Below are 20406 nucleotides of genomic sequence, written 5' to 3'. Positions count from 1 at the left end.
CGGTAACCATTCTGGTAGCATGTTGCAACCAAAGTAAACAGGGAGGGTGTCATGGTGAGGCGGACGCGTTTCAACGACAGCGACTGTCCCGTCGCGCGGTCAGTCGACGCGATCGGCGACTGGTGGTCCCTGTTGATCGTGCGGGACGCGTTTGACGGCAGCCGTCGTTTCGGAGAGTTCCAGCGCAGCCTCGGCGTCGCCAAGAACATCCTCACCACGCGTCTGCGCGTCCTGGTCGCCGGCGGCATCCTCGACGTCGTCCCGGCCTCCGACGGCAGTTCCTACCACGAGTACGTTCTGACGCCGAAGGGCAAAGACCTCTTCCCCGTCATCGTGGCGCTACGGCAGTGGGGCGAAGGACATTTCTTCGAGCCCGAAGAACCGCATTCGGAGATGATCGACCGCCGGAGCGGGCAGCCTCTGCGCATGCTGGAGATCCGCTCGGCGGATGGGCGACTGCTCGACCCCGATGACACCGCCGTCAACAAGGTGACGCGCTAAATCCCCGGTCCACCCACACAAGGGATGGGTGGACCGGGAAGTGCCGACGGTCAGGCGCAGGTGTATCCGGACGGAAGGGCGGTGTTGCCGTTCGGGCGGCTCACCTGGAAGCCGACGCCGGCGGTGGCGGCGCCGGGGGCGAGGGAGCCGTTGTGGGTGGCGTTCCTGATGGTCACGGTCTGCCCGCTGACGGTGGCGGTGCCGTTCCACGAGCCGGTCAGCGTGTGTCCGGCCGGCAGCGTGAAGGTGACCGTCCATCCGGTGATCGCCGAGGTGCCGGTGTTGGTGATGGTCAGCGGCTGGATGACGTACCCGGTGCTCCACTGGGTCTGCACGGTCGGAACGGCCGTGCAGGTTCCGGTGGATGTGCCGGGCTGGGTGGTGACCTCCGCGGTGTTGGAGACCGATGAGACGTTGCCCGCGGCATCCCGCGCCCTGACCTGGTAGCGGTAGGTGGTGCTCGGAGTCAGACCCGTGTCGCCGAACGAGGTGGCGGTGGAGGTGGCGACCTGGACGAAGGTGCCGCCGCTGGTGCCGGGCGCACGCAGGACGTCGTAGCCGGCCACCCCGGTGTCGTCGGTGGAGGCCGTCCAGCTCAGGGTGGTGGCGGTGGAGGTGGTGGCCGAGGCCGCCAGGCCGGCCGGGGCCGTCGGCGCCGAGGTGTCACCACCACCACCGCCGCCGGCGGTGGTCGTGGTGAAGGTGACCGGCGGTGAGTTGCCGGACAGGTTGCCCGCGCCGTCCCGTGCCTGCACATACACCTGGTACTGGGTGTTCGCGGTCAGCCCGGTCAGGGTGATCGAGTTGGTGGTGGGCTGGCCGAGTTGCGGGTCGGTGCTGCCCTGCTCGCGATAAAGGGTGTAGCCGGCCAGGCCGGAGCCGCCCTGGTCGGTGGAGGCGGCCCAGGTCAGCGTGGCGCCGGTGGCGGTCACGTTGGAGGCGGCCGGGGTGCCCGGCGTGCTCGGCGCGGTGGTGTCACTGGAACTGCCCAGGGTGGGGGTCTGCCAGTCTCGCCATTCCGCCAGATTGCCCTGCGCCCGAGACGAGATCCTGATCGCACCCGCGGCACTGCCGGTCTTCAGCAGGAACTTCTGGATGTTCTGCTGCAGCGGAGTCCGCCACTCGGGCCGGTTGGCGCAGTGATTACCGTCCTGGATGTCGGACCAGTAGGTGATGTTGCTCCCCGCACCCAGCGCCTTGTAGACCTCCGCGCCGCCCAATGCCGCCACGCTCGCCGAGCGGGGACCGAGGTTGGCGATGTGCGGGTTGTCCATGATGAACAGACCTCGCGGGGCGACCATGGCCACCATCTCGTGGGTGTCGATGGGCAGCCGGTTGGGGCTGGAGGTGAAGGAGCCGAACGCATCGCCCAGCCAGGGTTGTTCGCCGTAGGCGCTGCTCAGGCTCTGCGCGCCCTCGCCGGGGATGCCGCGGAAGATCGGAACGCCGGCGCTGCCGGACTCGATCGGCATGGTCAGCGCGATGCGCTGGTCGAACACCCCGATGACGAAGGCGCCCTTGCCGAACCGGGAGCAGCCGGTGACGCCGGTGGCGTCGGCGCGCAGGATGGTGCCGTTGGATTGTTCGATCACGTCGATGATCCGGCTGACGCCCCAGGCCCAGGCCATCAGCAGGCCGGTGCTGGAGGTGTTGCCGTAGATGCTGTAGAAGGCGCCCTGTTTGTTGTTGCGGGGGGTGCCTTCGCGGCCGACGGAGTAGGGGTCGTAGTTGATGACGGCGGCGCCGGCGGCTCGGATGGCGGCGGTGTCGGCGCCGAAGCCGCCCAGGACCACCACGGCGGGGAAGGGGCCGGTGCCGCTGGGCAGCTGCACGCTGGCGGAGAAGCTGGAGCTTCTGCCGTTGTTGGAGGCGTTCACGGTGATGGTGGTGGCGGAGACCGTTCCGGTGACGCTGGACGGCTTTCCGGGTTTTTCGCCGTAGACGAATTTCTCGGACAGTTTTTTGATTTCTTCGCGGCGGCATCGCCATTCGGCGGTGGTGGTGATGCGGGTGCCGTCCAGTTTTTTGAAGGGGTCGGGGAGTTTGGCGTTGGTGGGCAGGGATCCGGCGTCGGGCAGGGCGGGTATCACGCAGTCGGCGCCTTCGTCTTCGACCCCGGGTGCGGCGAGTGCGGCGGCCGGGGCGGCTGCCATGGTTGTCGCACCGGTGATGGGAAGTGTGGCGGCCTGGGCGGGCACGATCGTTGCCGCTCCAGTGATAGAGAGCGCCGTTGTTACCGCCAGCGCGATGACCGTCGAACGGATCTTAGAGCGGCCTAAGCTGATGATCACTAGGGCTCTCCCTTCGGGTGGGGTGTTGGCGATCAGTCTGAGAATCCGTTCGAAACATGTCAACGCAGATATCGAAATATTTCAGAGACCCGTTTCTCCTTATGGCTCTGAGCTGGAAATATATCTATGCCGATATCGAAACTTTCGGAAACTAGCTGAAAATGAGACCGTTTCACCTTGCCCGGCTTGTCCTCTCGAAATTTTCGTCTCGCCCCGTCCGGCGTGCGATCCGCCTCCGCATCCGATCGGCCATCGGCGCCCGCGCGGGTGAACCCGCCGCAGTGGATTCCGCGGCGGGCTCACGGTGCGGAGCGTCAGTTGCGGTGATTCGGCGTGGCGATCGAGTTCGAGGACTTCGAGACGGCGGCCAGTCCGAGAACGACGGCGGTGGCGACGACGAGGTGCATCAGCGCCAGCGAGACGGTGCTGGTGGTGGAGTCGAAGTCGGTGACGAAGGGGCCGATGGCGGTTCCCAGCGCCAGCAGCACCCCGATCACCTGGGCGATCGGGATGATGCGGCGCCACTTGATCGCGATGAGGGCGGCGAGGGTGAGCCCGAGGGCCAGCGGCACGGCGGTTTCGGCGGCGACGAACCAGGGCGTGGATGAGGCGGTCTTGCCGTCGCTGACGTATTCGAACTTGCCGCCGGCAGCGGTGCCGATCAGCCAGATAGCCAGGTTGACGCCGAGCGCGGCGGTGACTGTGCCCGCGATGATCAGCGCGGGATGACGACGGGCCGCGCGGTCGGGCACGGCGGAGTCACTGCGGGGTGCGGTGGTGGCCATGATGTCTGCTCCTGCATGTTTTTGCGGTGAAGCGAGGCCGTCGCGGCCGCGCCTTCACTGACAGGTCGATCGGACACCCGGCCGGATCGACATCCGCGGCGAACCGTTTTCGTCGGATCTGCCGACCGGCGGGACCAGGGCCACTCGGCCATCACCCAGACCGGCGCGGCCATCACCGAAGCCGGTCGAGCATGCCGGACCGGAGGCGATGCGACGCCTCCTTCGCACGACCCGCCGGCACGCCGATGAAATCCGCGATGACGTGCGAGGTCACGTGATCGAACAGCTGGGTCACCCCCGGTGGGGTGTTGATCGGTCGGCGAGACCTGCGCTGGTCGCTGTGGCGACGCCGACATCAGGCCCGCTACCGGCGCCGATCCCAACCATGATCTCAAAATGTCACCGGAGTATCGGCCGCTGACCTACTCGATCCGCGCCGGTAAGCCTTGATCCGGGGCGGAGACCCCTCGGGATACGGATATGACAAGTGGCATTAATTCGGGATCGATATGCTTTTGGCGGCATTATTGTTATGGGAGAATAATGGGCTGCGTGTCACCATTTAAGAATGATCCAATCGAAGGTGAGCGCATCCTCGACGAGCGACAGGCTCCCCGAGCGGTTGGTCGCCGCAGGTCTGGTCGGGGTAATCATGCCTTTCATTGTCCTGGCATGGGTGGTCCTGATGGTCGTCCTCTTCAATGACACCGACGAATACAATCGGCATTTTGAACTTTCGGGCCTTTTTACTAACGTGTTTGTAGGAGGTTGTATCGCGATCGTCCTCGCCTGGCCGCTGCTGTATCTCCTGCGAGTACGGCCGGCCTGGCCCGTCGCGATCCTGGCCGTCTTCTTCCTGGCGGTGATCTGGCAACTCTCCAAGGCCGGATGGAGCAACTCCTCCTTCCTCATCGTGCTCGGTTGCTTCACATATCCCCTCGCCGCCGTGGTCACCGCACCACGCCTCCGCTGGCTGTGGCGCGTCCTGCCTGTCACCCTGTTCCTCGGGCTCTACCTTTTCGCGGTCCTGTTCCCCGGTTGATTCCGAGGGCCCTGCGCGACCTGCCCGGCTCCGGGAGATCCCGGCGCCGGAACGAGCCGATGCGGCCGGACCGACACCGGTCCGGCCGCCGTGAGATACCGGCGGGTGAAAGCGGGCCCTACCGCCGTTCTTGGGTCTGAACAACTGACGTGGGGCGGCCGGCGGGACTCGAACCCGCTTGCGCCGGGACCACAACCCGGCCCCTCGTCCACTTCGGGATCGGCCGCAGCACCTCTGGCCGGAATCGAACCGGCGACCTCCCGCTCCGCAAGCGGGCGCGCTCTCCACTGCGCCACAGAGGTTCGGTAGCGGGTGCGGGAATCGAACCCGCCCACAACGGCTTATGAAACCGCCGAGCACACCAGCGCCCTCACCCGCTCCAAAGGAAAGAGCCGCCCCGGACCCTGTGGTCCGAGACGGCTCGCGTCGTGACGGCGGACGTCACACGCGAGCCTCCCAGGGCATGCGCATACGGCGATGAACACGCATGGTGCGGCGGTTTCGACCGTGATGACGACGCATGACCCCTCCTCGTGAAGCTCGACCGGTGTAGGTACTCGACTGGCTTGGGTAGAGAATGCCGGACTTCGGGAACCGGCCGCAACGCGTTTTCTCCGCGTACCGCGCGGGCGGGTGATCGGCTCGAACCGGGCGTGGAAACCCATCCGCTGATCGGGTGCCGGAGCGATCGTGGGATCGGTTGGCCTGGCAAAGAGAACCGGCCCCACCGCGCGTTCGAAACGCGCGGTGGGGCCGGGCACATCACGACGGGCGCTCGCCTACCCCTGGGGGTAGGCGGCGATCACCTCGCGTCCGAAGCGGTCCATCTCCGTGTGCTGGGGCGAGAACTGGAGCAGCATCAGGTCGACCCCGGCCTCCTCGTACGCCTTGATCCGAGCGATGATCTGCTCCGGGGTGCCGACCAGTCCGGCGCGCAGCCCGCGGTTGGAGACGCTGTACTCCTCCAGCGAGACCTGCGACTCCAGCTGGGAGCCCTCGACGAAGTCCTGGTAGGAGGCGTAGGCCTCCGGAGAGGAGCGCACGTTCAGGATGCGCTGCAGCTCGGCCTGCGCCTCCTCCTCGGTGTCGCGGCAGACCACATAGCCGGAGACGCCGAAGGAGAGCGGAGTCAGGCCCTGGGCCTGGCGGCGCTCGCGCATGTCGGCGATCTTCGCGGCGATGGTCTCCGGCGAGTCGCCGTGCATGACGTAGGCGTCACCCTGGGCCGAGATCAACTGCTTCGCGGTGGGGGACTCCCCGCCCATGTAGACGGTGGGCCGGCGGGCGGGCTTGGGCTCCAGAACCGTGCCCTGAAGGTTGTACAGGGCGCCGTTGTGGGTCACCGTGTCCTCGGTGAGCAGCCGGCTCAGGACCTCCAGCCACTCCTGGGTACGGGCGTAGCGGGCGTCGTGCACGTCGAACGGGGCACCGTACTGGGCCGCCTCGTCCTTCCACCAGGAGGAGACGACGTTGAGGCTGGTCCTGCCGGGCGCGATGGTGTCGAGCGTGGACAGGGCCTTGGCCGTGGCCGACGGCGAGTGGTAGTTGGGCCGGACGGCGAGCATCAGCTCCGTCTGCCGGGTGACGGCGGCGATCGCCGGCGCCAGGGTCCAGCAGTCGAGGGCGGGTGCGCGGTGGCCCTTGATGTCGTTGAGGTTGAGCTCGGCGATCAGGGTGAGGTCGAAGCCCTGACCCTCGGCGTCGACGGCGAGATCACGGATGTAGGACCAGTCGATGCTCATGTCCTCGTCCGGGACATTGCGCAGCCAGCCTCCGAAAACCGGCATCCAGTAGCCGAACCGCATCAGAGGTCCTTCCCTTCTTCGATGAGCCGCTTGACCATACGAGCGATCTGCCGCGGCCCGGAGCGGGGAGCCGCTGCCTCGACCTCGGGGTTGTAGTTGGTGTTGGTGTTGACGTCGTAGGTCACCAGGCGGCCGTCCTCGGTCTCGATGAACTCGAAGCCGGCGACCTCGATCCCGTGCCTGCGGGAGAAGTCCAGGTACTGGCCCAGCACGGGGTGGTCGAAGTCCTCGCGGAGCGCGAACAGTCCCGGAGGCGCGTCGACCAGGCAGCTGTCCGCGGGAGGGATCTCGCAGGCGTCCGCCGGGCACAGCTCGAAGCCGCCGCGGGCGGTGTCCGCGGTCAGCGCGTAGACGACGCTGCCGTCGACGATCTCCACCCGGGTGATGCGGGGCTGATCGGCGCGGAGATACTCCTGGAGCAGGGTGATGCCGTCGACCGGCGGCACGTACTCGGGCGAGTTCAGGTGGTCGGCGAAGGCGTCGGCGCTCTCGAACAGGGCGACGCCGAGACCCTTGCCGCCCTGGTTGTGCTTGGCGATGAAGGGGGCCGGCATCTTGGTCGCAGCGTCCAGCAGGTCCTCGTGCCCGATCACCGCGAGCGTGGAGGGCACGTCGATTCCGGCCGCGCGCAGCGCGGTGAGCTGGTCGACCTTGCTCATCTCCAGTTCGAGCACGCGGCGTCCGTTGACGACCCGGCGGCCGTAGGCCTCCAGCCAGCTGAGCACCGCCCGCGTGTGGTCCTTGGCGAGCAGGTGTCCGCGGGTGTGGGACGAGGCGCTCATCCGGGACCAGTAGACGCCGGGCGGCGGTGGGGCGTCGAGGTCGAGCAGTCCCTCCCCGAGCAGCCAGGGCTCGTGGTCCACGCCCTCGGCTTCGAAGGCTGCGGCGAACGGCGGATACCACTCGGGATTCTCATGGAGTATGTAGGCCTTCACGCCGCGCGTCATCCTTCCGTCGAATTGTGTGGAATCTGCCGATTGTTGCATGTGTGACCGACCGCGCCCAGGCCGGGTCGGGTGATCAGTGGGGAAGATGTCGACGAGGGCAATGGGCGCGAGGAACAACAGAGCAGGATCGCACGCTTGTATGCTCCGGGTCTGCCGGTCGCAACGCCCGGATGTCCCCGGGAAGGTGACGCGGGCGGACCCTGCGCTCGACATGCAACGATCCAAGACCCCCTCCCGTTGGGAAAACGATGACCACGCTTATTGACAGGACCATCGCGGCCCTGCGTACCAATCATGACGATCTTTCCGCCCTGGTGCGCCGCCTCGACGCCGCCGAGCTCGAACGGCTTTCGAGTGCCTCTGAGTGGACCGTCGCCCAGGTGCTCAGCCACCTCGGCAGCGGTGCCGAGATCGGCCTGGCGTCGCTGCGGGCCGCGCTGACCGGCGAGGACGCGCCCGCCCAGGACTTCAACCAGTCGGTGTGGGCTCGCTGGGACGCCAAGGGCCCCAAGGAGCACGCCGAGGACTTCCTGAGCGCCAACGCCGAACTTGTCGCCACCTATGAGTCCCTGGACGCCGAGACCCGTGAAGGACTGCAGATCAAGCTCGGCTTCATGCCGGCGCCCGCCAACGTCACGCTGGTCGCGGGCATGCGCCTGAACGAGGCGGCCCTGCACGCCTGGGACATCGAGGCCACCTTCGACCCGAAGGCCGTCATCGCCCCGGAGGCCACCGAGGCACTGGTCGACTTCCTTCCCGGACCGCTCAGCTTCCTGGTCGGCTTCATCGGCAAGCCCGGCGCCCTGGAGTCCCGGCCGGTCACGCTCCGCGTCGAGATGAGCGACCCCCAGCGTGCCCTCGGCCTCACGATCGGCGAGACGATCGAGTTCGGAGAGCCCTCCGAGTCGGCGGACGCCGTCCTGACGATTCCCGCCGAGGCATGGCTGCGCCTGGTCAGCGGCAGGCTGGACGCCGCGAACACCCCCGGCTCCGTGAACATCACCGGTGAGGCCGTCTCCCTGGACGACCTGAGGCGAGTGTTCCCGGGCTTCTGAGGCGGGCGTCTCGCCACAGCGCTGACCTCCGGCTCCCGTCCTGAAGGCCGCATCTTCATGAGATGCGGCCTTCAGGACCAGAAGACGATGGCAGATGATGTCCTCGACAGCCCGGACGACTGGGTGGCCCAGCACATCGGCGTCCGTCGCACGAAGAGGAATCATGATGAGTTCACAGTCAGCGGGTCGTTTCGGCCTGGTCGGCAGCGGATGGCGTTCGGAGTTCTTCCTGCGTCTGGCCAGGCAACTGCCGGAGCGGTTGTCGGTGTCGGGCGTGGTGACCAGGTCGAGCGAGCGGGGAGCCGAGGTCGAGTCCGCCTGGGGGGTGCCGACGTTCCGTTCCGTCGCGGAGATGCTCGCGGCGGAGCGTCCCGAGTTCGTCATCCCCTCGGTTCCGTGGCAGATCACCCCGGAGGTGACGAAGGAACTGGTGAGGTTCGACGTCCCGGTGCTGGCGGAGACGCCGCCGGCGGCCGACCTGGAGGGGCTGCGCGATCTCTGGTCCGCCGTCGGGACCAGCGGTCTGGTGCAGGTCGCGGAGCAGTATCTGCACATGCCGGGGCACGCGGCGAGGCTGGCGCTCGTCCGCGAGGGGATCCTCGGAGAGGTGACCTCCGTGCAGGTCTCCTCGACGCACCTGTACCACGCCGTGTCCATGATCCGGCACATGCTCGGGGCCGGCTTCGAGGAGACCAAGGTGACGGCCCAGTCCTTCACCGCTCCGCTGGCCGACCCCATGTCCAGGGACGGCTGGACGGGTGACTCGTCGCCGAAGAAGGCGGCCACCACGATCGCGACCCTGGAGTTCGCCGAGGGGATGGGTCTCTACGACTTCACCGACAACCAGTGGTGGAACCCCCTGCGCAGCCGGCGAATCGTCATCCGCGGATCCATGGGGGAGCTGGTGGACGACCGCGTGGTGCGCATGATCGACCCGAGGAGCCCGGTGGAGTCGCACCTCACGCGACGCCAGACCGGGATCGACCTCAACCTGGAGGGCTTCGACCTGGACCACATCAGCTTCGACGGGCGCGTGGTCTATCGCAACGACTACCAGGGCGCGAGGTTCTCCGAGGACGACCTGGCCGTCGTCTCGCTCCTGTGCCAGATGACGTCGTGGTGCCGGGGGGAGGCCCCGGAGCCCTACTCCCTGGCCGACGGCTGCCAGGACCACCTGCTCAGCCTGGCGATCGAGGAGTCGGTGCGCACCGGGACCGGTGTCACGACAGACCGCGAGGCCTGGGGCCGGTAGATGCGTTACGGCGCTGAACGGCGGACGATGAGCCGGGCGCCGGAGTCGACGCCACGGCGAAAAGAGCCGATGGCCGAGATGGTGCCGCGGTGAAAGGGACCGTTGGCCGGACCGAGGCCACGGTGTGAGGAGCCGGTGGTCGAGATGACGCCGTAGTGGCCGGGGTGATTCCAGGGCGTGGGGGCCGGGGCGATGCCCCGGCCCCTCACTCGCCCGGGGTCAGGGGCGGAGTGCCGCGAGCTGCTGTTCGAACGGGATGACGGTGTCGACCTGCTTGGTGGCGGCGGGCCGGCGCAGGATGAGATCGGCCAGTTCTCCCGACGCGCGGGCGATCCGGGTGGGGAGGCCGTCGGTGCGTGCGTCCCCGCTCGTGCCCCAGTCTTCGGAGGCGGCGTAGACGGCGGTGGGCACGACGATCGCGCGCAGGTAGACGAACAACGGGCGCAGCGCGTGATCGAGGGCGAGCGAGTGCCGGGCCGTTCCGCCGGTCGCCGCGATGAGCACGGGCTTTCCGACGAGCGCGGTGTTGTCGATCACATCGAAGAACGACTTGAACAGTCCGCTGTAGGAGGCGGTGAAGATCGGCGTCACCGCGATGACGCCGTCCGCCTCGGTCACCGCCTCGAGCGCCTCACGCAGCGCGGCGCTGGGGAACCCGGTCACCAGGTTCTTGGCGATGTCGACGGCCAGGTCGCGCAGCTCGACCACGCGTACCTCGACCGGGCGGTCCTCCGCTAGGCGCTGCCTGGTCGCCTCAGCCAGGCGGTCGGCCAGCAGGCGGGTCGAGGAGGGCTGGCTGAGACCGGCCGAGACGACCACGAGATTGAGGGGACTCATCGAATTCCTTCCGTGCGGAGCGCCCCGGGCTCGCGCCCGGGGAGACGCCGACTGCTTGTTCGTGCCTGGACGGAGGTCAGGCGGGGGATCCCGCGGGGACCGTGGGCTGGTCGCCTGTCTCGGCGTCGCGTTGGGCGACGAGGGACCGGTGGGTGGGGCCGTCCGGCACCTGGCTCGGCCGGCCGACGGCGAATTCCTTGCGCAGCACGGGCACGACCTCCTCGCCGAGGATATCGAGCTGCTCCAGCACGGTCTTCAGGGGCAGCCCCGCGTGGTCCATCAGGAACAACTGGCGCTGGTAGTCGCCGAAGGAGTCACGGAAGGTCAGGGTCTTGTCGATGACCTCCTGCGGGCTGCCCACGGTGAGCGGGGTCTGCTCGGTGAAGTCCTCCAGCGACGGGCCGTGGCCGTACACGGGCGCGTTGTCGAAGTAGGGGCGGAACTCACGGACGGCGTCCTGGGAGTTCTTGCGCATGAACACCTGACCGCCGAGTCCGACGATGGCCTGCTCCGCGGTGCCGTGGCCGTAGTGGGCGAAACGCTCCCGGTACAGCTCGATCAGGCGGATGTAGTGATCCTTGGGCCAGAAGATGTTGTTGGCGAAGAAGCCGTCGCCGTAGTAGGCGGCCTGCTCGGCGATCTCCGGGCTGCGGATCGAGCCGTGCCAGACGAACGGCGGGACCCCGTCCAGCGGCCGGGGCGTGGAGGTGAAGCTCTGCAGCGGCGTGCGGAACTTGCCCTGCCAGTCGACCACGTCCTCGCGCCACAGCTGGTGCAGCAGCGCGTAGTGCTCGACGGCCAGCGGGATGCCCTGGCGGATGTCCTGCCCGAACCACGGATACACCGGCCCGGTGTTGCCGCGGCCCATCATCAGATCCACGCGCCCGTCCGCCAGGTGCTGCAGCATGGCGAAGTCTTCGGCGATCTTGACCGGGTCGTTGGTGGTGATCAGCGTCGTGGCCGTGGAGAGGATGATCCGCTCGGTACGTGCGGCGATGTAGCCGAGCATGGTCGTCGGCGACGACGGCACGAAGGGCGGGTTGTGGTGCTCACCGGTCGCGAAGACGTCGAGGCCGACCTCTTCCGCCTTGAGCGCGATGGTCACCATCGCCTTGATCCGCTCCTGCTCACTCGGCGTCTTGCCCGTGGTGGGGTCTTGGGTGACGTCTCCCACGGTGAAGATCCCGAACTGCATCGTGCTCACCATTCTCCATCTCGACTGATGTCGTTGAATTTTCAATTACCCTTAGCGCCAGGGTGGGCGTACTTATTCCTGTCGGCCGGGTCCCTTGCCGCCCGGCGGCCGGCCTGCACGTCTGTGATCGACGTGTGGGCCGAGCGGCCGGTGGATCGGCGGTTGCGGCCGCTATGGAAGGTAGTTGATTTTCCGAGCTAAGCACCGAAATTTCGGGTGCTCGTTGGCCGCCGTAGAGTGTGCGGGGCCGTATGGCCCTTTTACGGAGGGGTTGACATCCATGAATGACGAACTCACAGTGATGGCCGTTCACGCCCACCCTGATGACGAGGTGCTCGGCACGGGCGGCATCCTCGCCAGGTACGCGGACGAGGGCATCCGCACCGTCCTGGTCACCTGCACCAACGGTGAGCAGGGTGACGGTCCCGGCGGGGTGAAGCCGGGGGAGCCGGGACATGACGAGGCGGCGGTGAGCGCGGTGCGCCTGCAGGAGCTCCGCGAATCGGCGGCCCACCTCGGGATCTCGCATGTGGAGCTGCTCGGCTACCGCGACTCCGGCATGGTCGGCTGGTCCGGAAATGAGGCGGAGGACGCCTTTGCCAACGTTCCGGTCGAGGTGGCCGCCGGTCGGCTGGCCGAGTTGATGGAGCGCTATCGCCCGCAGGTTGTCGTCACCTATGACGAGAACGGTGCCTACGGCCACCCCGACCACATCCAGGCCCACCGGATCGCCATGGCCGCGACCGAGGCCAGCGGCATTCCCCGCAAGCTTTACTACACCGCGGTGCCCCGTGAGCGCATGGCCGAACTGTTCGAGTATCTCCGCTCGACCGGTGACGCCCCTGAAATGGAGCTTCCCGACGACTTCGGTGTCCCGGAGGCGCAGATCACCACCGTGGTCGACGTGGCCTCCCAGGTGGACCGCAAGATCAAGGCGCTGGAGGCGCACGCGAGCCAGGGCGAGAACATCTTCTTTTTGCGGATGCCCGCCGAGGCCCAGCACCGGGTGTTCGCCACGGAGTCCTTCATCCGCCAGATCAACCACGTCCCCGCAGCCGCCGACCACGAGGACGACCTCTTCGACGGCCTCCGATAGGAAGATCCTCGCCGACGCCCAGGCCGGTGGGATCACGGTCGAGCCGCGCGACAGCTCGCCGAAAGTCGACGAACCGTACGTGCGGTGGATCATCCAAGGCGGTCGTGGCCGACGCCGGGCGCGTCGCCTCCAGGGGTAGGGACAACCGCACCTGGACTCAGCGGCGCCCATGACACCCCGCCCCGCTGCTCGACGGGCAGGCCGGCGCGGCGGGGGAGAAGGGCGGCCGGGTGCGGGAGTTTCACTCGCTGGAGCGCGCGGCCTTCCACAGTTGCATCCTGGCGGCGTACTGGTCGTCGATGTCCTGCAGCCACGGGTGCTGGTCGCGCTTCTCCTGCGCCTGTAGCCGCACCTCGCGGGCCTTCTGTACTTCGTCCTGCTGCTTGTCGGTGGTCTTCGGTTTGCCGGTCATGACGTCCAGCGTCGAGGGGAGCGCGGCGACCAGTTTCTCGACGCGGGCGTTGGCTTGCTCGTAGTCGCGCTGAATCTCTATCAGATCATTTGGAAATTCGTATGCAGACACGTGTGAATCCTATGGTTTACGGCATGTTGCCCCGGAGGGGCCTCCGTGATCGGCCTGGACCTCCGGCCGATGCCCTGCATGTGCCCGAGAACCGTCGCGCTAAGCGCGTGGAGCCGAATCGGGCACGCGAGACAGCGGGGCAGTGAAGCCACAGGGCATGCCGTACCGGGCGGGCCTCGTGGTGGGCCTCTTGCTGGAGCAGTCGGGGGCGGAGCTGTTCGCGCTGCAGGGCATATAGCTTGTGGGAGCAAATCGGTAAGCCGTGGAACACGAATAGGGCCTTACGTTGCTTGGGGTGTCATAAGGCCCTGTTTCGTGATGCGACGCCAGACTCTAAGATCCTTTGTAGATGCTAAATGATCACGGGCAAGAAGCCGTCGACTGGGACAGCACGTGGGCATCCGAGAAGTCTTCGACCTTGACCCAGGCCGCCGACTTACCTCTCCGGTCGTAATTGGTGGTGTTGTCCGGCTGGCCGGGCAAGGTGAATTTCACCCTGTAACACCAGCCGCCGTCGATCTGGAGCGTGTCCCAATCCTCGTTCCACGGAGTGTGCCCGCCCCCCGCGGTGAGGTTCATGGGCTTCTGATTCCCGCATGTCGGCTGGGTGGTCGTCAGGGTGCCTGTGGTGCCGCCCGCGCACCAGTTAAAAAGAGCTGTCGCCCCATAGGGGCTGTCGTTCACAGACGATGAGCAGCCCGCGGTGCCGCATGACTCGTCGAGCGCCTTCGCGCTGGCGGCGCCTCCTATCCACAGCGTGCTGGCGACCGTAAGGCTGGCAGCAAACGCGATCGGCGCTTTCCGCATCTTCATCCCGTTTCCTCTCGACGCCGGAGGATCCCTGGCGGTTCCCCCGCGCGTCGAAGATCGCAGAATTTCACATCAAAGGCTTTGACAATCCGTGTCAAATCCAATTGAACAGGATTGTCCGAATACGCCCGTTTCGGACGTAGGAGGCAGGGGGTATGATTCGCCCAATCGCAGCCGACGACGGTTCCTCTTCCCCGACCCCGTAGACAAACCTGGTGAGGTAGACCGGGCTCCGAGGAGGCTGAACGCAGGAATTAGTGGTAGCACGCTCTGGAACATAGGTGACTGACAGCGCAGGCGCACGTTTCGGTTCGGATGTTCCTCGCGGCGTGTGCGTCGGCAAACAGAGGCGCGCTCAGAGGGTCAATGCATCACCGTTGTTCAGGATCTCAGCGTAGATCTCTGCCGGAGTGCGGTAACCGTGGATCTTGCGGGGGTGGTTGTTGAGTTCGGCAGCGATGGCGTCCAGGTCGTCTTGGCTGAAGGTGCGTAGATCCGCGCCCTTGGGCAGGTACTGGCGCAGGAGCCGGTTGGTGTTTTCGTTGGTTCCTCGCTGCCAGGGACTGCGTGGTTTGCAGAAGTAAACCGGCATCGTGATTGCGCTGGTGAAGGCGCGATGCTCCGCTTGGGCGACATCAGCCTGTAGATGGTGCGCGAGCGGCTCGGCGGATCTCACGTTGAAGTAGGCAAGGCATTCAGGTGGCGGTGGAACTTCTTGGCCGCAGGCTGCTCTGCGCGCGAGCCGGTGATGGCAATTTTGAAGCGGCAGAGGCCATGAGTTAGAGAGCTTCAATTGCGAGGGTTGCCGGTATCTGCAGGTGAGTGCGGTTGAGGATGCCGGTGATCAGTGCGGGTCGGCGCTGATGTGTTTCAACCGGGTGTGGATCAGCTGGTGGAGCTGGTCGTTGGTGTGGCAGGTGAGGTTGGCCAGCGGGGTCTTCAGATGGGCCCAGGTCCGTTCGACGGGGTTGAGTTTAGGGGAGTAGGGCGGCAGAGCCGGGCGGCGGTCTTGTGACGCGGATCATGCTGTGATGCCATGAGGGCCGAAACCGAAGAGAAGGGGCCTCATGACCGATCAGCCGTTCCAGCCTCCGCAGAGCGTGCGCACGGAGGCGGGCAGCACCGTGCCGTATCCAGAGGTCGTCGGCCCTCGCGGACAGCGGTTCCAGGTGCGGAGCCTGGCCCTCGCCTTCGAGTCCGGGCTGGTCGTTCAAGCGAACCAGCCCGACTCGGATGACTCGGAGTCGAGCGAGTCGGGAGACGAGGCCGCCGAACTGCCGTCCCACGCGATCAGTTCTTTTGGCGTCGACTTCAACGCGACCGTAGGGTTCGTCGGGAACGAGGCGTGGAAGATCGGCTGGGTGCAGACCGTCGAGTCGGCCGACTTCTGGGTGCTCTATCGCAACGGCGCGCGCTCCGCCCGGCAGCGCACGACGCTGCCGCAGCGCATGCGGGACGGCGACACCCGCAAGGGCTGCTGGTACGGGGACGAGTCGCGCGAGAAGGCCGACCCCGCCACGCCTGTCACCATCTCATTGATGGACGATCCGGTGGTCCCCTTTCATTACCCCCGCCACACCGGCGGGCCCGGCCTGGCGGCCCTCGACGACTGGACGCCGGCCGGATGCGGTGGAGAGAAGGAGTTCTGGACGTGGCTGGTCGCCGTCCGGGAGGACGCCGACCACCAGCCGGTGGACGTGGTCTACCTTCACCACACCCACTGGAAGGTCGTGTTCGACTGCGTGATCCGCGGCGACGCCGACACGCCAACCGTGAATGTCCCCGCCACGTCTGGGGTGGTCCTTCTCGGCGAGGGCGTCGGGCAGGGCGGGGCGACGCCCGTCCTCGACGGGCGCGGAGTCCTCCCTCGGGACGAGGTCAACCAGGTGGAGGACCTGCCCGACGAACAGCGGTGACGCTCAGTCTGCGCTGTCGGTGAGGGCGATGGCCCGGCCGAGGTGGAAGCGGACGAGGAGTTCCCCCGGGGACGCCGTTGCGGACCCGTACGCCTCGGCCTGGTCCCGCCCATACAACGGGCCGAGATGCCTCCCCACTGACACCCGACATCGGAGAGCACCCGCCCACCCGCAAGGCCGGCGCTGCGCCCGCTGCCCGCACAGCCGCTGTTCGGTGTGGCGGTCAAGTCGCCGGGTGGGTCGGTCAGGCGGGCGACGGTGCCGGTCAGCAACGTGTTCACCCCCCCAATCCACCCCCAACCCGATGCGATGCCCCACCGCCACAGCCACCGGGACCGGGATCGTGAACGGCAGATCCACCCGCAGCTGATGCGCGGCCACCCGCAACGTGGGCGCACACCAGTCGGCATGGGCGGGCACGTGCGGCGGCACCGTGAACACGAGCACATGCCACGCCCAATCAGCCCGCGAGGCCGGGGCCGCACACAGCGGCAGCTTCACCCGCAACACCGCGTTATCCGGCCCGCCGGGCACCGTCGTCTCCACCGCACCGCCCAAGGTGGCTGCCGCGCCGGCGCGGGTCAGGGTGAGGAGCTGCTTATCGGCTGCGGCCAGCAGCACTTGCGCCGCCACCACCGGCACACCCTCCAGTTTGGTCACATCCACGGGAAGCTGCTTGTGTTCGGCCAGGTGCGCGCGGACCTGCCGGGTGCGGTTACGGATCTGCGCCGTTGTCACTCCGGCGGGTAGCGCCGCGCGCAGCGCCCGCCATTCAGCCTCCGAGCGCCTGGCCGGGTCGGTCGGCCAGGTCGTGAGCACCGCCGCCAGCACCGCCCGGCGATGTAAGGCCAGCCGCAGCGCCCGGGCGGCCTGTTCCTCGGCGATGCGCCGTACCCGCTCGGGGACGTACACCCCTGCTGGGGCGGTGCATCCCCAGCCCAACCGGCGAACGGCCATCCATCCCTTGGTCGGCAAGGGCCGCCCGTCGCTGCTTTTTCCGGAGGCAAGGTCGGTCAGGGCTGAGCCGGTCCATCGCTCGGTGAGCACTTGGGTGGCCATGGTCTGGGCGAGTGCGGCCAGCCAGCTCACCCGCCGCACCAGTGTCCGCTCGCCCACTGCTTCGCCGCTGGTCTCCAGTGCTGCCCGGTAGGCGGTACAGGGTGCCGTTGCCATCAGCGCCGCCATGCCCCGCCCACCCCCAGCCCATGCCGGTCACCATCAGCCCGAACAGCCCCACCGGTCACAAACGTTACCGGCCACCGCCGGCACTTTTCCGGGTCTTCTTCCAGGTCACCACCCCGAGAAAAATACTGAAGAACACTCGGCACGAGACCTATCAGACCTATAGGTCCGCAGAGGTTCACGTAGCGTTCGGGGCAAACAGTACGAACCCTTACGTTTGGCACGTCAATGACGGGCCGGAGGTCTTCGTCGTTCTCGACGGCGTCGTCAACATGCACTACCGCCGCGATGGCGAGGAGCACGTCGAACGGCTCACTCCGGGGCGTATCTGTTGCGTTGAACCCGGCGACGAGCACGTCGCACACCCCGCGCTGGAGGCGCGCATCCTGGTCATCGAACGCAAGGACAGCGTCTGAATGATCACGTGGATATCAGGCTGATCAGCCCCAAGTGAGCTCAACCCGCCGACCGCACCAGCGGCCCGGTTGCGCTTGCGGATCCGGTAGTACAGCCGGCCCGCCGACGTCGCCGATGTGGTGGCCTTTCTGGCCTCAGAGGCGGGCCGCTGGGTGACCGGGCAGGTCATCGACGCCTCCGGCGGCTGCTTCCTCGGCCCCCGGATCTGAGCAACTGCACTCCTAGCAGCTTTGAAGGAGCACACCGCCATGTCTTTCACTCTTACCGACCAGGACAAGATCACCGGCGGACCGCCGCCTACGGCGCCGTCTCGCTGTTGGCCGCCGCCGGTGTCGCCGGGCTCGCTCCCGTCCTCGCCCCTCTTCGTGATACGGGACCGGCTCCGGCCCGAGCGGCGGCATCCACTCCTGCCGCTCCTCCAGCCCACCGCTGAACCCTTCAGGGACGTCCTCGCCCCAGCTGACCGGCCCTCGCGCTCGCCGTCGACCATGCGGTGTCGTGTCAGCGGCCGCGTCGGCACGGAAACGGCCCGGTATCAGAGCGGTCGGTACTCCGTGCTACTGTATAGTGGTACTCGGTGCTACGGAGTACCAAGAGATCGAAGAGGACCCACGATGGACGACCTGACGGAGATGCTGAAGGGCACGCTTGAAGGCTGCGTGCTTGAAATCATCGGCAACGAGGAGACATACGGGTACGCCATCACACGTCGGCTGAACGAACTCGGCTTCGCCGACGTCGTCGAGGGGACGGTTTACACCATCTTGCTGCGACTGGAGAAGAACGGACTCGTCCAGGTGACGAAACGACCGTCCGGGCTGGGCCCGCCGCGCAAGTTCTATGCGCTCAACGACGCCGGGCGCAAGGAACTCGCGACGTTCTGGGCGAAATGGGAGTACGTCACATCACGGATCGACAGGCTCAAGGAGGGCGGGAGATGAACTTCTGGGAGACCATTACCGGCAGCGATCTCACCAGGGAATACAAGGCGTTCGAAGTTCGGGCCCAGGCATTGCCGGCCGACCATCGGGCGGCGTGGGAAGAGATCAAGTGTCACCTTTTTCCCTACGGGGACTTCACCGGTCGAAACCTGATGCCGATTCTCGACAGTGCCCTGGGGCTGCTCGAAGAGACAGCGGCCGACGGGCAGAGCATTCACGAGGTACTGGGTGACGACGTCAAGGGCTTCTGCACGGCGATGGCCGGCGGAGAAGGGGCTCGGAGCTATCGCGACCGGTGGCGCGAGCAGTTGAACAGGAACGTCGCAAGGAAATTGAACCGGCTAGGAGGCTGACGTGGGCATCCAGGACATCATCGAGGGCAAGAAGCAGTGGCGGGCGCACCTGGCGCGGGTCAAGGCGCTCCCGCCGGACTACCAGATCGTCTACAAGGAGATTCAGAGGTACATCTTCAAGGTTGGACCGGTCGACTTGTTCGACGGGTCCCTGCTCTCAGGGATCGTCGATTTCTTCGAGGAGGGTGTCGCGGCCGGCAAGGGAGTCCTGGAGCTCATCGGCAACGACGTCGCCGCCTTCTGCGACGACCTGGTCAAGGACACGCGCACCTACGCGGACGTCTATCAGGAGTCCATCAGCGGGAAACCCGGCACGACCGAGAAGTGACACCCGTCGAGCCGGCCGTGTACCGCTTGATCAGCGCCAGCGCCTGCATCATCGGCGGATGCACGGCGTTGGTCGGCCCGGACTCCAGCGCCTCGATGATCTGAATCAAGCCCGTGCGGTAGTGGTCGGTGTAGAAGGCCTTGGACACGCGCTGCTTGTGCTGCCGGTACGAAGATCCATTGGCTTTCAGTCGTGCAGCAGCGTCATCAGAGTCTTGTAGCCGCCGGGCACCGCGGGATAGATGACGTCCTCGACCAGTGCCTCCAGGGCGGCCTCGGTCATCTTTTCACCGACACCGCCGTCCTGCTGGGACGCTCCCTGCGCCACATCACCCGCAGCCCGGACACCATCATCACCACCGCGATCATGCCGATCGCCATGATGCTGATGTTCGTCTACGTGTTCGGCGGCGCGATCAAAACGGGGTCGGATTCGTATGTCAATTACATGCTGCCCGGCATCCTGCTCATCACGGTCGCCTCCGGCATCGCCTACACCGCGTACCGGCTGTTCATGGACATGAAGGGCGGCATCTTCGAGCGCTTCCAGTCCATGCCGACCGCGCGGTCGTCGGTGCTGTGGGCGCACGTGCTGACCTCGCTGGTCGCCAACCTGATCTCGCTCGTGGTCGTCGTGCTCATGGCCCTGCTGATGGGTTTCCGCTCGGGGGCGGGAGCGCTGGAGTGGCTCGCGGTGGCGGGCATCCTGATTCTGTTCACCCTGGCGTTGACCTGGATCGCCGTCATCCCCGGCCTGTCCGCGAAGACCATGGAAGGCGCGAGCGCGTTCTCCTACCCGCTGATCTTCCTGCCGTTCATCAGCTCGGCGTTCGTGCCCACCGACACCATGCCCGGCCCGGTGCGCGTCTTCGCCGAGAACCAGCCGGTGACCTCCATCGTCAACGCCATCCGCGCCCTGTTCACCCAGCAGCCGGTCGGTACCGACGTCTGGATCGCCCTGGCCTGGTGCGTCGGCATCCTCGTCGTCGCCTACGCCTTCGCCATGAACACGTACCGCCGCAAGATCTCCTAGGCGTATCGATCGGGCATGTCTCGAACCTGATGAGGACGACCGTCACCCGCCAGGGAACGCCGTCAAGGCGCACGAGCAGCTCAGTGCTGGTGGGTGCA

General features: G+C 66.8%; 22 protein-coding genes, 3 tRNA genes and 2 pseudogenes. 12 read left to right on the top strand and 15 right to left on the bottom strand.

Features of this window, described 5'->3' with window-relative positions:
• The first annotated feature begins 51 nt into the window (after positions 1-51).
• The gene (locus DKM19_RS28060) at positions 52-501 is read left to right on the top strand and encodes a helix-turn-helix domain-containing protein (RefSeq protein ID WP_110699622.1); all 450 of its coding nucleotides are present in this window, start codon (positions 52-54) and stop codon (positions 499-501) included.
• A 50-nt stretch (positions 502-551) separates the two neighbouring features.
• Here DKM19_RS28060 and DKM19_RS52010 read toward each other — a convergent pair whose 3' ends face one another.
• Together DKM19_RS52010 and DKM19_RS28050 are read right to left on the bottom strand one after the other, a co-directional pair.
• Positions 552-2654: a fibronectin type III domain-containing protein gene (locus tag DKM19_RS52010; protein WP_110706039.1), complete on the bottom strand. Its 2103-nt coding sequence runs from the start codon at positions 2652-2654 to the stop codon at positions 552-554.
• Positions 2655-3106: 452 nt separating this feature from the next.
• Positions 3107-3577: a DUF6069 family protein gene (locus DKM19_RS28050; protein ID WP_204358274.1), complete on the bottom strand. Its 471-nt coding sequence runs from the start codon at positions 3575-3577 to the stop codon at positions 3107-3109.
• Between the two features lie 583 nt (positions 3578-4160).
• Here DKM19_RS28050 and DKM19_RS28045 point away from each other — a divergent pair.
• A complete protein-coding gene (locus tag DKM19_RS28045; RefSeq protein WP_162641828.1) occupies positions 4161-4619 on the top strand; it encodes a hypothetical protein in 459 nt (152 codons plus the stop codon).
• Positions 4620-4769: 150 nt separating this feature from the next.
• Here DKM19_RS28045 and DKM19_RS28040 read toward each other — a convergent pair.
• The 5 genes from DKM19_RS28040 to DKM19_RS28020 all read right to left on the bottom strand — a co-directional run bounded on the left by DKM19_RS28040 (position 4770) and on the right by DKM19_RS28020 (position 7359).
• Positions 4770-4846, bottom strand: a tRNA-His gene (locus DKM19_RS28040).
• 2 nt (positions 4847-4848) lie between these two features.
• Positions 4849-4921 (bottom strand) — tRNA-Arg (locus DKM19_RS28035).
• A gap of 4 nt (positions 4922-4925) precedes the next feature.
• Positions 4926-4998 (bottom strand) — tRNA-Met (locus DKM19_RS28030).
• A 400-nt stretch (positions 4999-5398) separates the two neighbouring features.
• Positions 5399-6424: an LLM class flavin-dependent oxidoreductase gene (locus DKM19_RS28025; RefSeq protein WP_110699618.1), complete on the bottom strand. Its 1026-nt coding sequence runs from the start codon at positions 6422-6424 to the stop codon at positions 5399-5401.
• A complete protein-coding gene (locus DKM19_RS28020; RefSeq protein WP_204358273.1) occupies positions 6424-7359 on the bottom strand; it encodes a RimK family alpha-L-glutamate ligase in 936 nt (311 codons plus the stop codon). Before DKM19_RS28020 ends, DKM19_RS28025 begins: the two co-directional genes overlap by 1 nt.
• 260 nt (positions 7360-7619) lie before the next feature.
• On the opposite strand from DKM19_RS28020, the gene DKM19_RS28015 reads away from it, so the two are divergent.
• Both DKM19_RS28015 and DKM19_RS28010 read left to right on the top strand, forming a co-directional pair.
• Positions 7620-8426: a maleylpyruvate isomerase family mycothiol-dependent enzyme gene (locus DKM19_RS28015; RefSeq protein WP_110699614.1), complete on the top strand. Its 807-nt coding sequence runs from the start codon at positions 7620-7622 to the stop codon at positions 8424-8426.
• A gap of 166 nt (positions 8427-8592) precedes the next feature.
• Positions 8593-9678, top strand: a complete 1086-nt coding sequence (locus DKM19_RS28010; protein ID WP_110699613.1) for a Gfo/Idh/MocA family protein — start codon at positions 8593-8595, stop codon at positions 9676-9678.
• Positions 9679-9897: 219 nt separating this feature from the next.
• Here the strand turns inward: DKM19_RS28010 and DKM19_RS28000 are convergent, their stop codons facing one another.
• Both DKM19_RS28000 and DKM19_RS27995 read right to left on the bottom strand, forming a co-directional pair.
• On the bottom strand, positions 9898-10515 hold the full coding sequence (locus DKM19_RS28000; protein WP_110699609.1) for an FMN reductase: 618 nt from the start codon (positions 10513-10515) through the stop codon (positions 9898-9900).
• A 76-nt stretch (positions 10516-10591) separates the two neighbouring features.
• Positions 10592-11710: an LLM class flavin-dependent oxidoreductase gene (locus tag DKM19_RS27995; RefSeq protein ID WP_110706037.1), complete on the bottom strand. Its 1119-nt coding sequence runs from the start codon at positions 11708-11710 to the stop codon at positions 10592-10594.
• Positions 11711-11990: 280 nt separating this feature from the next.
• Between DKM19_RS27995 and DKM19_RS27990 the strand changes: the two genes are divergently transcribed.
• Positions 11991-12806 (top strand): PIG-L family deacetylase, encoded by an 816-nt coding sequence (locus DKM19_RS27990; RefSeq protein ID WP_110699607.1) that lies wholly within the window; start codon positions 11991-11993, stop codon positions 12804-12806.
• Between the two features lie 241 nt (positions 12807-13047).
• Here DKM19_RS27990 and DKM19_RS27985 read toward each other — a convergent pair whose 3' ends face one another.
• The 4 genes and pseudogenes from DKM19_RS27985 to DKM19_RS53095 form a co-directional block, all read right to left on the bottom strand.
• Positions 13048-13329, bottom strand: coding sequence for a hypothetical protein (locus DKM19_RS27985; protein WP_110699605.1), 282 nt, complete (start codon positions 13327-13329; stop codon positions 13048-13050).
• Positions 13330-13689: 360 nt separating this feature from the next.
• On the bottom strand, positions 13690-14142 hold the full coding sequence (locus DKM19_RS27980; RefSeq protein ID WP_110699603.1) for a hypothetical protein: 453 nt from the start codon (positions 14140-14142) through the stop codon (positions 13690-13692).
• Positions 14143-14494: 352 nt separating this feature from the next.
• Positions 14495-14764 (bottom strand): annotated as a pseudogene (locus DKM19_RS27975) (IS30 family transposase); the annotation flags it as partial.
• A gap of 219 nt (positions 14765-14983) precedes the next feature.
• Positions 14984-15133: a hypothetical protein gene (locus DKM19_RS53095; protein WP_110706036.1), complete on the bottom strand. Its 150-nt coding sequence runs from the start codon at positions 15131-15133 to the stop codon at positions 14984-14986.
• A 73-nt stretch (positions 15134-15206) separates the two neighbouring features.
• On the opposite strand from DKM19_RS53095, the gene DKM19_RS27965 reads away from it, so the two are divergent.
• Entirely contained in the window at positions 15207-16055 is an 849-nt protein-coding gene (locus DKM19_RS27965; protein ID WP_110699601.1) for a hypothetical protein, read from the top strand.
• 3 nt (positions 16056-16058) lie between these two features.
• On the opposite strand, the gene DKM19_RS49845 is transcribed toward DKM19_RS27965, so the two are convergent.
• Entirely contained in the window at positions 16059-17240 is a 1182-nt protein-coding gene (locus DKM19_RS49845) for a hypothetical protein (protein WP_162641826.1), read from the bottom strand.
• Between the two features lie 20 nt (positions 17241-17260).
• Here DKM19_RS49845 and DKM19_RS51005 point away from each other — a divergent pair, with 20 nt between their 5' ends.
• The 5 genes and pseudogenes from DKM19_RS51005 to DKM19_RS27935 all read left to right on the top strand — a co-directional run bounded on the left by DKM19_RS51005 (position 17261) and on the right by DKM19_RS27935 (position 19276).
• Complete coding sequence (locus tag DKM19_RS51005) at positions 17261-17653, top strand: hypothetical protein (RefSeq protein ID WP_204358272.1); 393 nt, start codon at positions 17261-17263, stop codon at positions 17651-17653.
• Positions 17654-17761: 108 nt separating this feature from the next.
• Positions 17762-17863 (top strand): annotated as a pseudogene (locus DKM19_RS27950) (short-chain dehydrogenase); the annotation flags it as partial.
• 405 nt (positions 17864-18268) lie between these two features.
• Positions 18269-18595 carry a PadR family transcriptional regulator gene (locus DKM19_RS27945; protein ID WP_110699597.1) on the top strand — a complete coding sequence of 109 codons (327 nt, stop codon included), beginning with the start codon at positions 18269-18271 and terminating at the stop codon, positions 18593-18595.
• Positions 18592-18948 carry a DUF1048 domain-containing protein gene (locus DKM19_RS27940; protein WP_110699595.1) on the top strand — a complete coding sequence of 119 codons (357 nt, stop codon included), beginning with the start codon at positions 18592-18594 and terminating at the stop codon, positions 18946-18948. The genes DKM19_RS27945 and DKM19_RS27940 overlap by 4 nt, the downstream gene beginning before the upstream one ends.
• Position 18949: 1 nt before the next feature.
• A complete protein-coding gene (locus DKM19_RS27935; protein WP_110699593.1) occupies positions 18950-19276 on the top strand; it encodes a DUF1048 domain-containing protein in 327 nt (108 codons plus the stop codon).
• Here DKM19_RS27935 and DKM19_RS27930 read toward each other — a convergent pair.
• On the bottom strand, positions 19245-19424 hold the full coding sequence (locus DKM19_RS27930) for a hypothetical protein (RefSeq protein ID WP_110699591.1): 180 nt from the start codon (positions 19422-19424) through the stop codon (positions 19245-19247). The genes DKM19_RS27935 and DKM19_RS27930 overlap by 32 nt on opposite strands.
• Positions 19425-19468: 44 nt before the next feature.
• Here DKM19_RS27930 and DKM19_RS27925 point away from each other — a divergent pair, with 44 nt between their 5' ends.
• Complete coding sequence (locus DKM19_RS27925; RefSeq protein ID WP_305000266.1) at positions 19469-20308, top strand: ABC transporter permease; 840 nt, start codon at positions 19469-19471, stop codon at positions 20306-20308.
• Positions 20309-20406 lie beyond the last annotated feature (98 nt).

The sequence above is a fragment of the Streptosporangium sp. 'caverna' genome (assembly GCF_003203775.1).
GTDB lineage: Bacteria > Actinomycetota > Actinomycetes > Streptosporangiales > Streptosporangiaceae > Streptosporangium > Streptosporangium subroseum.
Note: the sequence above shows the minus strand (reverse complement) of the source record. Positions and strands in the feature narration are given on the sequence as shown.

Coding starts and splice junctions, on each gene's coding strand:
- DKM19_RS28010 (WP_110699613.1), top strand. CDS start 8,593: ATGAGTTCACAGTCAGCGGGTCGTTTCGGCCTGGTCGGCAGCGGATGG.
- DKM19_RS52010 (WP_110706039.1), bottom strand. CDS start 2,654: ATGGCAGCCGCCCCGGCCGCCGCACTCGCCGCACCCGGGGTCGAAGAC.
- DKM19_RS28060 (WP_110699622.1), top strand. CDS start 52: ATGGTGAGGCGGACGCGTTTCAACGACAGCGACTGTCCCGTCGCGCGG.
- DKM19_RS28050 (WP_204358274.1), bottom strand. CDS start 3,577: ATGGCCACCACCGCACCCCGCAGTGACTCCGCCGTGCCCGACCGCGCG.
- DKM19_RS27995 (WP_110706037.1), bottom strand. CDS start 11,710: ATGCAGTTCGGGATCTTCACCGTGGGAGACGTCACCCAAGACCCCACC.
- DKM19_RS28000 (WP_110699609.1), bottom strand. CDS start 10,515: ATGAGTCCCCTCAATCTCGTGGTCGTCTCGGCCGGTCTCAGCCAGCCC.
- DKM19_RS27990 (WP_110699607.1), top strand. CDS start 11,991: ATGAATGACGAACTCACAGTGATGGCCGTTCACGCCCACCCTGATGAC.
- DKM19_RS27980 (WP_110699603.1), bottom strand. CDS start 14,142: ATGAAGATGCGGAAAGCGCCGATCGCGTTTGCTGCCAGCCTTACGGTC.
- DKM19_RS28015 (WP_110699614.1), top strand. CDS start 7,620: ATGACCACGCTTATTGACAGGACCATCGCGGCCCTGCGTACCAATCAT.
- DKM19_RS51005 (WP_204358272.1), top strand. CDS start 17,261: ATGCCGGTCACCATCAGCCCGAACAGCCCCACCGGTCACAAACGTTAC.
- DKM19_RS28025 (WP_110699618.1), bottom strand. CDS start 6,424: ATGCGGTTCGGCTACTGGATGCCGGTTTTCGGAGGCTGGCTGCGCAAT.
- DKM19_RS27945 (WP_110699597.1), top strand. CDS start 18,269: ATGGACGACCTGACGGAGATGCTGAAGGGCACGCTTGAAGGCTGCGTG.
- DKM19_RS27965 (WP_110699601.1), top strand. CDS start 15,207: ATGACCGATCAGCCGTTCCAGCCTCCGCAGAGCGTGCGCACGGAGGCG.
- DKM19_RS49845 (WP_162641826.1), bottom strand. CDS start 17,240: ATGGCGGCGCTGATGGCAACGGCACCCTGTACCGCCTACCGGGCAGCA.
- DKM19_RS27940 (WP_110699595.1), top strand. CDS start 18,592: ATGAACTTCTGGGAGACCATTACCGGCAGCGATCTCACCAGGGAATAC.